Annotated in this window: 15 protein-coding genes; 11 read left to right on the top strand and 4 right to left on the bottom strand. The window is 42.2% G+C overall.

The annotated features are described in order from the left end of the window. Positions 1-585: 585 nt before the first annotated feature. From TZ48_RS04750 to TZ48_RS04710, 10 genes are all read left to right on the top strand, one after another. The gene (locus TZ48_RS04750) at positions 586-1,113 is read left to right on the top strand and encodes a glycosyltransferase (protein ID WP_112478420.1); all 528 of its coding nucleotides are present in this window, start codon (positions 586-588) and stop codon (positions 1,111-1,113) included. 156 nt (positions 1,114-1,269) lie between these two features. Continuing rightward, the gene (locus TZ48_RS04745; protein ID WP_112478419.1) at positions 1,270-1,992 is read left to right on the top strand and encodes a glycosyltransferase family 4 protein; all 723 of its coding nucleotides are present in this window, start codon (positions 1,270-1,272) and stop codon (positions 1,990-1,992) included. Further along, positions 1,980-2,492 carry a glycosyltransferase family 4 protein gene (locus TZ48_RS04740; protein ID WP_112478418.1) on the top strand — a complete coding sequence of 171 codons (513 nt, stop codon included), beginning with the start codon at positions 1,980-1,982 and terminating at the stop codon, positions 2,490-2,492. The genes TZ48_RS04745 and TZ48_RS04740 overlap by 13 nt, the downstream gene beginning before the upstream one ends. Further along, on the top strand, positions 2,473-3,462 hold the full coding sequence (locus TZ48_RS04735) for a sulfotransferase family protein (protein ID WP_112478417.1): 990 nt from the start codon (positions 2,473-2,475) through the stop codon (positions 3,460-3,462). Before TZ48_RS04740 ends, TZ48_RS04735 begins: the two co-directional genes overlap by 20 nt. Then, positions 3,452-4,012: a DUF1972 domain-containing protein gene (locus TZ48_RS24755; RefSeq protein ID WP_239670707.1), complete on the top strand. Its 561-nt coding sequence runs from the start codon at positions 3,452-3,454 to the stop codon at positions 4,010-4,012. The genes TZ48_RS04735 and TZ48_RS24755 overlap by 11 nt, the downstream gene beginning before the upstream one ends. Next, on the top strand, positions 4,000-4,596 hold the full coding sequence (locus TZ48_RS24750) for a glycosyltransferase (RefSeq protein WP_338062252.1): 597 nt from the start codon (positions 4,000-4,002) through the stop codon (positions 4,594-4,596). Before TZ48_RS24755 ends, TZ48_RS24750 begins: the two co-directional genes overlap by 13 nt. 25 nt (positions 4,597-4,621) lie before the next feature. Next, positions 4,622-5,923, top strand: coding sequence for a flippase (locus tag TZ48_RS04725; RefSeq protein ID WP_112478416.1), 1,302 nt, complete (start codon positions 4,622-4,624; stop codon positions 5,921-5,923). A 100-nt stretch (positions 5,924-6,023) separates the two neighbouring features. Then, the gene (locus TZ48_RS04720; RefSeq protein WP_112478415.1) at positions 6,024-7,430 is read left to right on the top strand and encodes an undecaprenyl-phosphate glucose phosphotransferase; all 1,407 of its coding nucleotides are present in this window, start codon (positions 6,024-6,026) and stop codon (positions 7,428-7,430) included. A 30-nt stretch (positions 7,431-7,460) separates the two neighbouring features. Continuing rightward, entirely contained in the window at positions 7,461-8,363 is a 903-nt protein-coding gene (gene galU / locus TZ48_RS04715) for a UTP--glucose-1-phosphate uridylyltransferase GalU (RefSeq protein ID WP_112478414.1), read from the top strand. A 230-nt stretch (positions 8,364-8,593) separates the two neighbouring features. Beyond that, positions 8,594-8,893, top strand: coding sequence for a VanZ family protein (locus TZ48_RS04710; protein ID WP_162674493.1), 300 nt, complete (start codon positions 8,594-8,596; stop codon positions 8,891-8,893). 43 nt (positions 8,894-8,936) lie between these two features. Here TZ48_RS04710 and TZ48_RS04705 read toward each other — a convergent pair whose 3' ends face one another. From TZ48_RS04705 to TZ48_RS04690, 4 genes are all read right to left on the bottom strand, one after another. Further along, positions 8,937-9,161 (bottom strand): hypothetical protein, encoded by a 225-nt coding sequence (locus TZ48_RS04705; protein ID WP_112478412.1) that lies wholly within the window; start codon positions 9,159-9,161, stop codon positions 8,937-8,939. Positions 9,162-9,391: 230 nt separating this feature from the next. Beyond that, positions 9,392-9,940 carry a hypothetical protein gene (locus TZ48_RS04700; RefSeq protein ID WP_112478411.1) on the bottom strand — a complete coding sequence of 183 codons (549 nt, stop codon included), beginning with the start codon at positions 9,938-9,940 and terminating at the stop codon, positions 9,392-9,394. Positions 9,941-10,415: 475 nt separating this feature from the next. Next, positions 10,416-10,784, bottom strand: a complete 369-nt coding sequence (locus TZ48_RS04695; RefSeq protein ID WP_112478410.1) for a hypothetical protein — start codon at positions 10,782-10,784, stop codon at positions 10,416-10,418. Beyond that, the gene (locus TZ48_RS04690) at positions 10,781-11,230 is read right to left on the bottom strand and encodes a hypothetical protein (RefSeq protein WP_112478409.1); all 450 of its coding nucleotides are present in this window, start codon (positions 11,228-11,230) and stop codon (positions 10,781-10,783) included. The genes TZ48_RS04695 and TZ48_RS04690 overlap by 4 nt, the downstream gene beginning before the upstream one ends. 489 nt (positions 11,231-11,719) lie before the next feature. Between TZ48_RS04690 and rfbB the strand changes: the two genes are divergently transcribed. Continuing rightward, positions 11,720-12,781, top strand: coding sequence for a dTDP-glucose 4,6-dehydratase (gene rfbB, locus TZ48_RS04685; RefSeq protein ID WP_112478408.1), 1,062 nt, complete (start codon positions 11,720-11,722; stop codon positions 12,779-12,781). The last annotated feature ends 149 nt before the right edge of the window (positions 12,782-12,930 follow it).

The following is a 12,930-nucleotide window of genomic DNA, read 5'->3' as shown; positions in this document are numbered from 1 at the left end:
TTCTCGAGAGTAGATCTAAGTTGCTTGTTTCAAGATCGACTGCAAGGGAAGGGGTTAGATGTTTCCTATGTTGCTAAATCTGACGCCAGTAACAACAAGCTCTTATCTATACCTAAAGATGTCGGATTTAGCTCTGAGGCAATCTATCGCATCGTCTTAACGCTCAGAAACATACAGAAGTATAATGCTATACAAGTTCGAGATATGATGTTTATTTCGTTTGTTTTAGCTTTGATATCGAAGATGTGTCATAGGAAATTCTTTCTTTGGATTTCTTGGCCATTTCCAGAAGATGATATTCAAAAGTTTGAATACAAGAGAGGAACAGCTTCGCTTTCCAAGAGAATCTACTATCTACTGAGAGGAAAGATTGGAAGAATTATAACAAGAGCTAACTTTTTTCTTTCAGATGTTATTTTTTTACAAAGTCATGAAATGAGAAGATACTTTGAATCAAATTATAACCTTGACCCTAAAAAAGTCGTCGTTGTACCTATGGGGTGGATACTCAATTCATTGAAAATATTAACGTTGAGTCAAGTTATGATAAGGTGCTTGGTAGTATTTGTATAGGATACCTCGGCGTTGTCAATAGAATTAGATTCAACGAAACTTTTTTTTTCAGCGATAAGCTTGTTCTTTCAGCGAAATCCAACGGCGTTTATGCTTGTGGTTGGCTCTCTTGATAACCATTCGGATAGGTTTTGGTTTTCTTCTATGTGTAAACAATATGGAATTGAGGGTAGGGTTAAAGTTACTGGTTGGCTTAGCCAAGAACAAGCCTTAAAAAGGTTAGCCAACTGCGACGTGGCCATAAATTTATTAGATGACAATATCCTACTCAAAACATCATCTCCGACAAAAGTAGTAGAGTATGCGGCTTTAGGAATTCCTGTTGTAGTTACTGACTCGGTACCTGATCAAAGTTACTGTGTGGTTAAAATGAAAAGTGGTGTAGTTGTAGAAAATACTGCTGAAGCGATAGCAAATGGATTGGCCGAGGCAATTAAAATTAGAAGGGACAACTTAGGTGTTGAGATTGTTAATGGATTTAGGGATTACGATACCATTTCATCTAAGCTATACACTGAATATATTGAGCGGATGCGCTAAGTTACTCAGCTATATCTAAAAATATAGTGCCACTACTTTGCAAGCGCTAGGTTATTAACGTAAATACTGTTTTAATCTATGCGTTTATGTGGTTAGCTTTTTGTAACAATATACATTTTTGTAGTTTTCGAGGTTTATAGTTTTTAAGGAATATTTATGGGAGTGGGTGCTAGCGAACGAGCTTTAAACATCTTGTCGGTAAATCAAATTGAAGAAGTAAGAGGAGGGTCGGATAGATGTTACTTTTCAACGAACGAGATACTAATTGAAAGAGGGCATTTAGTTACACCATTCTACTCTTCAAAAATCAATGATCAATATCCAGTGGAAATTGATTTTAATAGAAGAAATCTTACGTCAATTATTAAATATTTTTATAATAACGAAGCCAAAGTAAAGTTGTCGTCTTTGGTTGAATTATCCGCTTTAAGATTTGATTTAGCGCACTTGCACATATATTACGGAAAGTTGACATCGTCAATTCTTGAACCGCTTAGAAGTAATAGTGTTCCGATTATACAAACGCTGCATGAATACAAGCTTTCTTGTCCAGTATATACACATATAAACAATGGAGATATCTGCAATAAGTGCATTGACTCAACTACTTTGCACTGTCTTTTTAACAAATGCAAAGATAATAGCTTTATTGCTTCTGCGGTAAGGTACCTAGAGTATAATATATCCCGTTGGTTGGGGGATGTTGATAAAGTTGACAGATTTATCTGCGTATCTAATTTTCAAATGAAAAAGATGGTCCAAGCAGGTGTGCCAGAGAGTAAATTAACAACGATTTATAATTTTGTGGATGCTGAGAATATTTCTAGCGAAGTCTATGAGGGTGACTACTTGCTGTTTTTGGTAGGTTGGAGAAGATAAAAGGTGTTCATACTTTAATTTCGGCGATGACAAGGCATCCAGATAAGAAGTTGTTGATAGTTGGTCAAGGTCCATATGAAGAGGAACTACGTGGTATCGTAAAAGAACATGGATTGACAAATGTCGATTTTCTAGGCTTCAAACAGGGTGAGGAATTGTGGGAACTAGTAAGAAAATCGAAAGCCATTATGGTGCCATCCGAGTGGTATGAGAATTGTTCAATGACGGTATTGGAAGGCAAAGCATATAGCAAACCAATAGTAGCGTCGTCTATTGGCGGAATTACTGAACAAGTAAAGGACGGAGAAAATGGTTTTTTACATGAGCCGGGAGATGTTGAATCTATATCTAATGCCATAGAGCGATTGTATTCATCATCTTACAATGATGTTGCTAAAAATAGTCGCTTGGATCTAGACGAACGCTACAGCAAAGAAGTCTATTACAATCAACTTTCATCACTCTATCAGGAAGTCATTAATGCTCGCTCAACTCGATGATAAATTCATAAGTTTATCAAAAAGAAAGGCCTATACTAGATTAGTTTCCTACTTGTTTTATGAGGGAAGACCATTGACAACTAGAGGTCGTTGGTTCAATTTCCTTGTTTTTAAACTGTTAAAACTACAAGCTCACCTCCCAACCAAACGTAAAGTTAAGGAACCCATTTTTATTTTAGGTACGGGAAGAAGTGGAACCACAATATTAGGTGTGACTCTAGGTATTCATCGAGAAGTTGGTTTCCTAAATGAGCCTAAAGCATTCTGGTCTCACCTAAATCGTTCAGATGATTTAATTGGTAGTTATCAAAAAAATGTTGGTTTATATATGCTTGATGAATCGCATGTTACGCCATCAATGAAGGATAACGCTAACCGTATATATGCTCACTATGGTCTAGTTTCCCTTTCGAGTAGAGTTGTTGATAAGTACCCAGAAATGGTATTTAGAACAAGCTATGTAAGAGACATATTTCCTGATGCAAAGTTTTTGTTTCTCTATAGAAATGGTTGGGATACATGTCATTCAATAGATTTGTGGTCTAAGAGGCTAGGCGTGGAGAGTAGCGGTGAGTGTCATGATTGGTGGGGTGCTAACGATAGAAAATGGCATGCTTTATGTGAACAAGTTGTTGCTTATGATGAAGACTTGTCCCCCTCTCTAGGCCTGATACAAGAATATTCCGATCATGTACATCGTGCAGCGGTTGAGTGGATAGTCACTATGAAGAAAGGGTTGGAACTAGTAGAGAGAGATCTCGTTATGGGAGTCAAGTATGAGGACTTCGTAGTATCAAAAGATTATAGAAACAAGGTATTGGAGTTTTGTAATTTATCAACGGATGAAAACTTCGAGAGCTACTGTGAGGCCGTTTTAAAGGCTCCAGCAAAGAAAAAAAGCGTAGCGCTGCCTTCTGAAATAGCGAGTGTGTTCAATGAAGTTATGAAGAAGTTAGGTTATGAGAAATAAACATGTCATTGTGTTAGGTATTCGTGGAGTCCCTGCAAATCATGGAGGATTCGAAACATTTGCCGAGTATCTTTGCAAGTACTTAATTACTAATGATTGGCAAGTCACTGTGTATTGCCAAGAAGATCACTCAGGTAAAATTTACGAATCAGAGTGGCAAGGCATCAAACGTATACATATTCCTGTTAGCCAGAGCGGCCCTCTTGGAACGATAGTGTTTGATTTAAAGTCGGTGATACATTCTTTAAGACAAGATGGTGTCTATTTGACGTTAGGGTATAACACGGCCTGCTTTAATCTTCTGCATCGTCTATTTGGTAAAACCAATGTCATCAACATGGATGGCATTGAATGGAAACGTCAAAAATGGGGCAGGGTAGCGAAGAGTTGGTTTTGGCTCAATGAACGTTTTGGTTGTTGGTTTGGTAACTATCTGGTCGCCGATCATCCCCGCATTGAAGACCATTTAGCAACGCGAGTAAATCGCGACAAGATAACCATGATCCATATGGTGCGCCGGATGTTTCGTCTGCAGATATCGCCCATTTAGACAAATTCCAAATTGAACCAAAAAAGTATTCAATCATTATCGCTAGGCCAGAGCCTGAAAACTCCATTTTGGAAGTGGTTAAAGCGTTTTCAAACTCGAAGCGCAATCAAAAACTGGTTGTTCTCGGCAACTTTACACCAGACGAAAACCCGTATCATAAACAGGTTTTAGACTCTGCTAGTGACGAGGTTGTGTTTCCGGGTGCTATTTATGACCATGATGTTGTTGGCGCGTTAAGATTCTATTCTCGCTACTATGTTCACGGTCATCAGGTGGGAGGAACTAACCCTTCCTTAGTCGAAGCGTTAGGGGCTGGCTGTGCAGTTCTTGCTCATGACAATCAATTTAATCAATGGGTAGCTTCCGATGCAGCGGTCTATTTTTCTGGCCAACAAGCATTGGAACAGTTTTTTGATACAACGTACAACAATGATGATCTAGTTGAAGAAAAGAAGCTGAACGCTAAGAAGCAATTTAAACAGCGTTTCATTTGGAATGATATCTTATCACAATACGAATCACTGCTTATCAAGGCCGGGAAATTTGATCAACGTATGTCTAATAGTGATTTGCCAAGTACTTAGCTAGGGTTTTTATAGGCAATACTGTATGTTGAAAAAGTTAAAACGGATACTAGACAATGAAGTAATAAAAAAGTCTGCTTTGGCATTTAGCATCAAGGTGCTAGGGGCATTATCGGGGTTTTTGCTTAATGTGGTTATTGCTCGCTATTTAGGTGCAGAGCAAGCGGGGTATTTCTTTTTAGCGCAAGCGATAGTGTTTATATTGGCCGTTGCCGTTAGGCAGGGGCTCGACAATGCCTTGGTGCGCTATATTGCGGGTTATCAAGTTCTGCAACAGTTTGATAAGGTTTCAGGGATATATCGACTTGCGTTAACCAAAGTCATTCCCATTGCGGTCATTAGCGCTCTGCTTCTTTTTGTGCTCAGTCATTGGCTAGCAAATGCGGTATTTGAAAAGCCGCCGTTAGAGTTAATACTAAACATTGGTGCCTTGGTTGTTTTTCCCATCGCACTAACACAGTTACATAGTTTTTGCTTTCAAGGTCAAAAGCGAATTACTCATGCGCTTTTATTTCAAGCAGCCGGTTTGTCTTCCATTGCTTTGCTATGTTTTTGGGCTTTTAAACCTTCCAATGTCATAGATGCATTATACCTATATTTTGTCTCTGCGATAATTCTTTGCTTATTTGCGTTTTATTTTTGGAACAAAGGTCGCAAGCCCAAGTTATCTATACTGGAAGACTGCGAGCGACAAAAGGTGCTGGCAACGGCAAGACCCTTATTTGTCATCGTGATGTTGGCACAGGTTACGCAATGGGTTGGGCAGTTGTTATTGGGTGCTCTTGGCAGTGCAGAGGATGTGGCATTGTTTGCAACCGCCCAGCGTACGGCACTGTTAACCAGTTTTATACTTATTGCAGTAAACAGTATTGCAGCGCCAAAGTTTGCTGAATCCTACCGACAAGAAGACATGAAACAGGTTCGCAGTGTCGCACTGATGTCCGGAAAGCTGATGACACTGTTTGCACTACCTGTCGTTGGTTTCATGTTCGCTTTTGCTCCTTGGTTAATGGGACTGTTTGGCTCCGAATTTACTGAAGGTGCGAATTTGTTACGGATACTAGCGCTAGGCCAATTTGTCAATGTCATCACAGGCTCCGTGGGATATTTGCTGCAAATGACCGGGCACGAACGAATATTAAGAACTAACGTTCTAATTTCATCTGTGTTCATGATTGTGGGCAGCGCATTATTTATTCCTCTTTATGGTGTCACAGCCGCCGCTTGTGTCACTGCGTTTTCTATTGCAATTCAAAATCTACTTTGCGTGTATCACGTAAATAAAAAACTTGGCTTCAATACACTTAATATTCTACGAAGCCATTAAATCATTTATATACAACAACTAGGCTAATGTTGCTCTTGTTTATAGTTTTGCTATTACATTAACGGCTCATAGACCGGGCTACCTCGGCAAGGATGAAACAATGACTAATACGAAGGGTGTCCTACAAAGTAGGCAAACTACGGTGGCGATGCTCAATAGAGCATGCGATGCCGTGGTGATATTTGTATGTTCCATGATGGTAAGTTATTTCAGCGTAGGCTACATTGGGGAGGTGACGTATTTAACCAGCCTCCTTGCGATGGTGACGTTTTACATCATATGTGAAATTCAACATTTTTATGTTTCTTGGCGTACGACGCCATTTCGAATGGAAGCGTCTCGTTTGTTAATTAACTGGACGTTTGCCTTCTTTTTATCATTGGGTTTCGAATCTATTGTGGGGTTCAACCTGATTGATAGTCAGTTGCAGCTTCTTTTTTGGTATTCATCTATCGCTGTAACGCTTGTAGCCTATCGATTTGTTGTGAAGTCAACACTGAGACTGGCTCGTGAGCAGGGCTACAATACAAGAAGAATCGCCATTGTAGGTGCTGGGCGCCTTGGACAGAATGTGGCTCAGCGGATAAATGCTTCCCCTTGGATGGGGTATAACATTGTGGGTTTTTTTGATACCGATGATTACGTAAATGATAGCCATGAAGTGAATCCGGCAAAGGTACTTGGGAACCTCCAGCATCTGATTGAGCGTGCTCAAGCGGGGGATTTCGACAAGATCTATATTGCATTGCCATTTTCCAAGCAAAAAGAGGTTGCCGAAGTGATTGACGGCCTTACGGACACCAGCTGTACAGTTTGCTATTTGCCAGATGTATTCACCTTTGAGTTACTCCATGCAAGGGCTGATAACTTGGGTGGTCTGCCTGTTATCAGTATATATTCGTCTCCTATGGATGGCTCCAATGCCATCGTCAAAAGGACTTTTGATCTTGTCTGTGCATCTATTATTCTTTGCTTGATCAGTGTGCCTATGCTGCTGATTGCCGCTGCGGTAAAGGTCACCTCTCCTGGTCCCGTCTTTTTTAAGCAAAAACGTTATGGGATGGATGGTAAACCGATTGAAGTCTGGAAGTTTCGCTCTATGACGGTCATGGAGAACGGAAATGTCGTCACTCAAGCTAAAAAAGGCGATGCGCGCTTAACGCCCATAGGAGGCTTTATCCGCAGAACGTCACTCGATGAGCTTCCACAGTTCATTAATGTGCTTCAAGGTAGCATGTCTATTGTGGGACCTCGTCCTCATGCTGTTGCCCATAATGAGCAATATCGAAAGCTGATTAATCGCTATATGCTGCGTCATTTGGTTAAGCCAGGTATTACGGGGTGGGCTCAGATCAATGGCTGGCGCGGTGAGACAGATACGCTAGACAAGATGCAAATGCGCGTGAAATACGACTTAGAATACATTCATAACTGGTCTGTGACGCTCGATACCAAAATACTGTTCTTGACGGTGTTTAAAGGCTTTGTCGATAAAAACGCGTATTAATGCAGTCAAAGAGTTAGCTAGGATTAAAAAATGATAAAACACTGTTTGTTTCCCGCTGCCGGTTACGGCACGCGATTCTTACCCGCAACCAAGTCAATGCCAAAGGAGATGATGCCTATCGTCAACAAGCCGTTGATTGAGTATGGTGTCGATGAAGCTATCCAAGCGGGAATGACTAACATGGCGATTGTGACAGGTCGCGGTAAACATACGCTAATGGATCATTTTGATAAGAACTATGAATTAGAACACCAAATTAGTGGCACGTCTAAAGAAGCGCTTCTTGGGGATATTCGCGGTTTGATGAGTTCGGCTTCTTACACTTATATTCGACAGCGAGAGATGAAAGGCCTAGGTCATGCGATTGGGATCGGCCGTGAACTCATTGGTGATAACCCATTTGCCGTGGTTCTCGCGGATGATCTTTGTGTAAATCAGGATCATGGAGTTCTAGCTCAAATGGTGGAATTGTACAAAAAGTTTCGCTGCTCTATCGTGGCGGTTCAAGAGGAGCCAGAGTCAGAAATCCATAAATATGGTGTGATCGCAGGCCATGCTCTAAAAGATGATCTATACCGTGTGGAGACCATGGTGGAGAAACCAGAAGCCGACAAAGCGCCGAGTAATCTTGCGATTATTGGGCGTTATATTCTCACGCCGGATATTTTTGAATATATCGATAATACGGAGCCAGGAAAAGGTGGGGAGATCCAATTGACCGATGCACTGCTTGAGCAGGCTAAAAAAGGCTGTGTCATGGCATACAAGTTCAAGGGAAAGCGTTTTGACTGCGGTAGTGTAGAGGGTTACATTGAAGCGACTAACTACTGCTACAACAACCTATACCTTGGTACGAAGGCGACCACTGGAGACTTGTCGACTGATACTGAGCCGTTAACACTAGAAGAAGCACAAATCCTAGCAGTGACTTGACCAAATATTGTCTCACCTCCATTTTAAGGTATGAGTAACGCTCTATCAGTATTTGGCAACTTTGATGTTTGTTTACTTGTCTTCTGTTTATTATTGCTTTAGCGTTTATAGCCTTACTACGTTAATCGAGCTATTCAGCTTTGCTTCAAAAAACGATCGAATTTATCCAATCCTATCTTTCGCAAAAAGCCCGAGTGGCACTTTTTATCCTTGTTCTAGTCGGAATCGCTGTGCTGTCTTTAAAACCAACGCCAACGAACCTGATTGAGTTAGATGGGTTTGATAAGGTGCAGCACGCTATGGCTTATTTCGTTCTTGGTCTCTGTGCTACGACCATAATAAAGGCAACACGCTGGCGTTTGGTATTCACGATATTGTGGTTATTGAGTGGTGTGGTCGAGGTGTTGCAGTTTATGCAACCCGGAAGACAAGGTTCTATCTATGATTGGTTAGCGAACGGTGTTGGCTTGCTGTTTGCTTATAGTGGCGCTTGTTTTATTGCTAAGGTAATGAAAAATAGGGATGATTGAGGCGTTAGCCTCGGTTATGCTTGTCTCTATCGCATTGTTTCTATCACAAAGGTGTACGACGACGTACTTTGTCAGCTGCACGAAATAGTAGAATGAGTAGCACACAGACAATACTCACCCCCAGACTGATTAGTATGGATATCGGCTCTTCTACCATCAACATCGCTGCAACTGCAGCAAACGCACCGATAACGGTGATGGTTTCAAACAAGCGCCCAACTCTTGAGTGCTTAGTGCGAAAAGATGCGTATAGATAGGCCAAACTCATTTAAAGGTTCTCTGTTTGCTCGTTAAGGGCGTTGACTTGTTGATTCAGCTTTAGTCCAAGATGTCATTTTAGTCTAAAGCATGAGCAACGCAGTGAGATGAAATGAAATTTTGGAACGAAGCTCCTATTGACAGTTCTGAATATAAACGATGGTGTAAGAAAAAACTAAAACGGGCATCGCACTTATCGCGTATGCCCGTTTTTTGATGGAATGCTATACTTTCTGTCTATTAGCCGCCCGTGCCTCCTCCGGAACTACCATCGCCGCCACCAGTGCCAGCACCTGTCCCATCTTCTGGTTCACATATCCCTGCGTTAAATACCACGGTATCCGCCAGCACCTGTCCTTCAGTTAAAGTGAAGCTTTTCTCTGTTTCTTTATCACCTTGCACTGCACCACGTAAGTATGCTTTGATTTTGTAGCTTGCTGGGTCTAACTGTAAAGATTCGGCACTACCCGCCTCAACAACGATAGAACGCGTATAAAAATCTTTATCACCAATGGTTTTAAATAGCTTTGCGTATCCCGGTTGAGGTGTTGATAGACCAGTATCGGAGCACTGACTCGCGAATTGGACGTTGTACGTTGCTTTTTCAATTGTTTTAGCCGCCAGGCTTATAGTTGCGCCATCTAAATCACAGAAGTTATAGGTGATGGTACCATCACTATTAACTGGAATAGCCGTGCCAGAACTGTTGACAGCAGAGGTAATCAAACTCGAACGAGATGCGCCCCTAAATTCCGTAATCGCGATCGTTCCAGCGCCATTTCTTGGCATTCTGTCATAGGTATGTTCACCAAAGGTACGAAGTAATTTAGCTTTCGCCCACCCCCACCATCTCTGACAAAGGTTACGTACGGATAGTAGTCCTCTCGACTGGTATCTTGAATGGTAAAGTTTGCTCTACAATTCGCTTGTCGATAGTCCAAGTTGTAATAAGAAAGGTGGCTTATTTGCTTGGTGACGGTGAAGGTATCGGTGTCAGCGTTGTAGTCGCCAATGACAGCAGTGCCTTCCTCTTTCCATTTGCCTGTTTCCTCGTCATAAGACCACGCAGGGATCGCTTCTCCGGTTTTGACTGGGTTCCCTGTGTCCGGGTTGACGGTTTTCGCTGATACCTGGAATGTGAGATCAATCGGTGGATCAAAGGTTCTTACTACTTGCCCAGCATCATTCTTGATTTCTATCGCAGTGAAGCCGGCTGAAATGAACGAGATATCGCTTAATTCTTCATTTGGTTGCCCCTCCTCATCTAAGATTTCAGTGGGTGATAACCTCCGGGGAAGGCAAGAAGCGCAGACTCGACTGGGGCTGACTCTTCACCTTCAGTCACTATACCAGCACCTTCGGGCTCGTTAGAGAAAAACACCACATTAGCCGTAATATTTCCGGTAACAGGCTCGCCAAATCTATCTGTTAGCGTGGTACCAACTGGAACATCGATCTCTGCGGAGCCACCGGCAACAGCCGCAGCCTTAGTGTCGGTTTCTGCGGGAGGTGGTGTGGTCACCACTATCGGTTGTAAAACCATACCACTACTATCACTGCTAGATTTTGCTTCGGCTGCGGTGACAGCTATCTCCTCGCTCTGCACAGCAATAGGCGTTAGTGAGATAGTCATAAGCCAGCAGACTCTTGTGCAACATCACTTTCAGCAGGGATTTCAATTTGTTGGCTGTTGGTGAAGTAACCGTCAATGGTAACCACTAACTCAAGCACTATGGCTGTCGTTGGTGCATTATCACCGCGGGTCACTACAAATCCTCCTTGCGAAGTCTTGTAGTGTTGTGTGTTATTCGTTGTGTTTTGAGACGCTACGTTTGTTTCGACAGCTTCAGCGCCGGTTATCTCTAGAGTTGATAATACGCCTGGTTGAGCTGTTAAACTAAAAGGTACCTCCGTCCCAACTAGGCTTCCTTCCCCTAATCCTTCTAATATCACTGAATAGGGAGCAGTAAACGTTGCTGCTTGTGGAGGTGACTGGTTTTGCGTTGTGCTATCATCGGAATTCTCACACCCAAGCAGTGCGCTCATAGCCAGCAACGCAGTTAGATATCTCGCCTTCATTTTCTTAAGCCTTCCTTGGTTTTTAGGGTAAGTAACGTTTTGTGGTTACCAAGTTTTTGTCTGAGCCAATAGTTCTCATTTAACTCGCGGCACCGCCACTGTATCGTTTCTTATCGCTACTATGTGGCAGAGCAGTGTTTGTAAACATAGCTTTTGTGAACATAGATTTAAGTCTAGGAAAAGTTTGGCTATTTTTTAGTCGGGGAGAGCGAGTTAATGTGATGAATATTCCAAAACGAGAAACTTTATATGCGCTTTTTTGCCATGCTACGACTCACCTACTTTTGAGAGTGTGAATGGCGCTATAAAAACGATAGTGCTTTGTATGGTAAAGAAGGACAAATAGTCGCGAAATGCCTGTATCTCGGGTAAACTCTCGAATACTTTCGGTGAGTATTTTGGTGCTTCTCATCGGAAAGCTCTAGGAGTATAGAATTTTGCGTTTGAGTTTTTTGGTCGCAGAAGTGTATTAAATAATAAGGGAAAAGCATGAAAATTTTAGTGACTGGTGGCGCAGGTTTTATTGGCAGTGCAGTAATCCGTCATATCCTCGATAACACATCAGATAGCGTGATCAATGTTGATGTACTGACTTACGCTGGCAATTTAGAGTCTTTGCCAGATGCAGCGCAGTCGGGACGATATTCATTCGAACAAGTCGATATCTGTGACTTTTCACAGCTAGAGCGTGTTTTTGCTGAGCATCAGCCAGATTCAGTTATGCATTTAGCGGCTGAATCGCATGTTGACCGTTCTATCGATGGCCCCGCTGCCTTTATCCAAACCAATTTGGTTGGCACCTTCAATATGTTGGAAGTATCACGACAGTATTGGAACACCTTAGACGACAGTAAAAAGTCGGCGTTCCGATTCCACCATATCTCCACAGATGAAGTATATGGCGATCTAGAAGGCACCGATGATTTGTTCACTGAAGATACATCATACGAACCAAGCAGCCCTTACTCAGCGAGTAAAGCCGGTTCTGATCACCTTGTTCGAGCTTGGGGTCGTACCTACGGATTCCCTGTTCTGGTGACGAACTGTTCAAACAACTACGGCCCTTACCATTTCCCAGAAAAGCTTATTCCGCTCATGATTCTTAATGCGCTAGAAGGTAAGCCACTGCCGGTTTATGGTGATGGCATGCAAATTCGTGATTGGTTGTTTGTCGAAGATCATGCCCGCGCCCTTTATAAGGTAGTGACGGAAGGTAAGCTTGGTGAAACCTATAACATTGGCGGTCACAACGAAAAGGCAAACATCGAAGTTGTGAAAACTATTTGTGCATTGCTTGAAGAGTTAGTACCGAACAAGCCTGAAGGTGTAGATGAATACCAAAGCTTGATTACTTATGTAAAAGATCGTCCTGGTCACGATGTTCGTTATGCTATCGATGCGTCAAAGATTGAACGTGAACTTGGTTGGAAACCAGAAGAGACGTTTGAATCGGGTATCCGAAAAACGGTTGAATGGTATCTGAATAATAAAGAGTGGTGGACACGGGTTCTTGATGGTTCATACACAAGAGAGCGCTTGGGTAACAATTAATTAGCTCAAATGACTCTATGCCAGCGAGGTGGTGCTCAATGTGGCGCTGCCTTGCGTCACTTCCTTTGAGAGTGTTTTTACTTTCATGTTATAGCGTGCAACACTTCCCGCCTATTTGCCTTCTCGGTCGCAAATAGTAAATCGCATCG

The organism is Vibrio variabilis, assembly GCF_003263785.1.
GTDB lineage: Bacteria > Pseudomonadota > Gammaproteobacteria > Enterobacterales > Vibrionaceae > Vibrio > Vibrio variabilis.
This window is presented reverse-complemented; position numbering and strand designations above follow the sequence as displayed.

What these genes read in the sequence shown, in the direction of transcription:
- TZ48_RS04745 (WP_112478419.1), top strand. Translation starts at nt 1,270, where the DNA reads ATGGGAGTGGGTGCTAGCGAACGAGCTTTAAACATCTTGTCGGTAAAT.
- TZ48_RS04735 (WP_112478417.1), top strand. Translation starts at nt 2,473, where the DNA reads ATGCTCGCTCAACTCGATGATAAATTCATAAGTTTATCAAAAAGAAAG.
- TZ48_RS24755 (WP_239670707.1), top strand. Translation starts at nt 3,452, where the DNA reads ATGAGAAATAAACATGTCATTGTGTTAGGTATTCGTGGAGTCCCTGCA.
- TZ48_RS04725 (WP_112478416.1), top strand. Translation starts at nt 4,622, where the DNA reads ATGTTGAAAAAGTTAAAACGGATACTAGACAATGAAGTAATAAAAAAG.
- TZ48_RS04720 (WP_112478415.1), top strand. Translation starts at nt 6,024, where the DNA reads ATGACTAATACGAAGGGTGTCCTACAAAGTAGGCAAACTACGGTGGCG.
- galU (WP_112478414.1), top strand. Translation starts at nt 7,461, where the DNA reads ATGATAAAACACTGTTTGTTTCCCGCTGCCGGTTACGGCACGCGATTC.
- TZ48_RS04705 (WP_112478412.1), bottom strand. Translation starts at nt 9,161, where the DNA reads ATGAGTTTGGCCTATCTATACGCATCTTTTCGCACTAAGCACTCAAGA.
- TZ48_RS04700 (WP_112478411.1), bottom strand. Translation starts at nt 9,940, where the DNA reads ATGCCAAGAAATGGCGCTGGAACGATCGCGATTACGGAATTTAGGGGC.
- TZ48_RS04695 (WP_112478410.1), bottom strand. Translation starts at nt 10,784, where the DNA reads ATGACTATCTCACTAACGCCTATTGCTGTGCAGAGCGAGGAGATAGCT.
- TZ48_RS04690 (WP_112478409.1), bottom strand. Translation starts at nt 11,230, where the DNA reads ATGAAGGCGAGATATCTAACTGCGTTGCTGGCTATGAGCGCACTGCTT.
- rfbB (WP_112478408.1), top strand. Translation starts at nt 11,720, where the DNA reads ATGAAAATTTTAGTGACTGGTGGCGCAGGTTTTATTGGCAGTGCAGTA.